This is a genomic window from Parasphingomonas puruogangriensis (assembly GCF_036663635.1).
Classification (GTDB): domain Bacteria; phylum Pseudomonadota; class Alphaproteobacteria; order Sphingomonadales; family Sphingomonadaceae; genus Sphingomonas.
Genome location: NZ_JAXOJI010000022.1, coordinates 1 through 1,846 on the forward strand (window position 1 = coordinate 1; position 1,846 = coordinate 1,846).

3 protein-coding genes are annotated in these 1,846 nt (G+C 54.7%); 1 reads left to right on the forward strand and 2 read right to left on the reverse strand.

Annotated features, from left to right (window positions below; all coding sequences use genetic code 11):
• The first annotated feature begins 133 nt into the window (after nucleotides 1-133).
• Nucleotides 134-451, forward strand: coding sequence for a hypothetical protein (locus tag U1739_RS20895; RefSeq protein ID WP_332710545.1), 318 nt, complete (start codon nucleotides 134-136; stop codon nucleotides 449-451).
• Nucleotides 452-676: 225 nt separating this feature from the next.
• Here the strand turns inward: U1739_RS20895 and U1739_RS20900 are convergent, their stop codons facing one another.
• Both U1739_RS20900 and U1739_RS20905 read right to left on the reverse strand, forming a co-directional pair.
• Nucleotides 677-1,084, reverse strand: coding sequence for a hypothetical protein (locus tag U1739_RS20900; RefSeq protein ID WP_332710546.1), 408 nt, complete (start codon nucleotides 1,082-1,084; stop codon nucleotides 677-679).
• Nucleotides 1,085-1,322: 238 nt separating this feature from the next.
• A complete protein-coding gene (locus tag U1739_RS20905; protein WP_332710547.1) occupies nucleotides 1,323-1,622 on the reverse strand; it encodes a hypothetical protein in 300 nt (99 codons plus the stop codon).
• Nucleotides 1,623-1,846: the final 224 nt, after the last annotated feature.

Below are 1,846 nucleotides of genomic sequence, written 5' to 3' on the forward strand. Positions count from 1 at the left end.
AGCGCTTCGATCGCTTTTCAAATCCAGCCATCCGGCTGCGGCTCGCTTGGGTCCACATCCCAAGCTTGAATCACGCCAGAGCCGCCGCATCAACACATTCTCAAACGGTCTCTAAGCCGTGGCAGCGTGGACCGTGATGATCACCGCCAGCCAATCTCCCCTAAATAGTTTGCGCCCCGCGATTGTATTCGCGTTAGTGTTTATTATCCCTCCAACGCTTTGGACACTGTTGATTTGGGAAGATAAGCTTCCCCCAATTTGGTCGCATCCGGTGCTCGCCTACGGCTTGATGGCATCCGTCATGCTTCCCGGCTTAGTTGGAATCCGGATGCTTCATATACGAAGAAGCACAAAATTTCTGATGCTGCCGTTCTACCTCGTCGGCATGACGGTTACGCTTCTTTTTTGGGGCCTACTCTTTGCTTGCGGTGCAATGAACGATTGCCCCTGACTGCCAAATTGCCAATGACGGCTATGCGAGAATGATCGGCAAAAGCCGCCATTCCGCCTTCCACCACTTTTCGCCGTTCAGGACGTGCAGAAGCGATCAAGCCGCCCAAAAGCCGACCGGCAGCAAATGGAGTGAAAAGCGGTCGGGCGGGAATCGCCCAGTTGTTGCCGTTTCGCCAATAAGAGCGTCTGCCCGAAACCTGCCGTTGGACGTCTCTCTACTGGATCATACAAGCTCGACTGCAGGGCCGGTCGGTTTCTGATTGGGCGGCTTGTTGAAGTTCCAATCGGTTTGAAGGGTCCAGCCTTCTGGTCCAAGCAGATAATCTAGAAAATGCAGATTATTCGGTGATTGGTTCTCCCCATAGAGATACCACTCCCATCGAACCCGAGAGGCAAACTTTATAAGAAAGGTTGTCTCCGAAAATGTACCGCGATCAGGGTCGTAGATCGTGAGCGTTTCGCCCTCATTAAACAAAAGAGTAAGCGTATCTCCGTCGGCGTTCGCTCCGACGATTTGATGGATATTATCATAGGGTCGCCCGAACCATTCGCCCCAAATGCGTAACGTGCCGCTTTTGAGGAGCGGAAGCTCGGCGGCGATGCGCTCCGCATAACCTTGAGCGATGGTCATCGCCCTGTTTAATCCGAACGCTGCACACATTTCAATTGGCAGCTGTATCGTGGCCTCTGCCGAAAGCCGACGGTCGCAAATCCACCAATTTTCGCCGTTCGGGACGTGTCGCGGCGATCAAGCCGCCCGAAACCCGACCGGCGGCTGACGAGGTGAAAAAGTAGCCGGGCAGCAACGCCCAAACTTGGTCATTCCCGAGCTATCCCCATGCCCTCGGAAGCCGACGTTACGGCTCTTCTCATTTTGTAGCGGGCGGATTTGCCGCAATGCACTCGGTTGAGAGCGACTGTAGCTCGGCGGCCGGAGGTTGAGCCTTCAACTCATCAACGGACTTTGTGGCAAGTAATCGATCCGTGACGCACGCGCAGATCGGGGTCACATCAATCTGGGCTGCTGCCGCGTTCTTTGCCGAGGCCCGGCACTGTTCAATTGATCGGCTGCGAAAGGAACTGCGGAACGCCTTGTCGTAAGCGGCTTGGTACTCCTTGCTGGGCCCGCTTTGATCAGCCGATGCCGAGATAAGGATAAGAACGATCATGAACATTCTCCCTTTTATCACGAGATTGAATGTCGGCTATAGCAATGGCACTGCCAAAAGCAGCCTATCCGATTGCCACCACCTGTTGCCGTTTTGAACGGCGCGACCTGGTGGAGGCTGTGTGGAAACGCGCTGATATGCTATGATCATGGTCTGATTTGGGAGGCCGGTGATGGGGCGTTTCATCGAAGGTTGCGATCGGCGGCAGCAGCTTTTCCTGCCTG

Excerpts from the sequence above, each read along its gene's own strand:
- U1739_RS20905 (WP_332710547.1), bottom strand. The coding sequence starts at position 1,622 with ATGATCGTTCTTATCCTTATCTCGGCATCGGCTGATCAAAGCGGGCCC.
- U1739_RS20900 (WP_332710546.1), bottom strand. The coding sequence starts at position 1,084 with ATGACCATCGCTCAAGGTTATGCGGAGCGCATCGCCGCCGAGCTTCCG.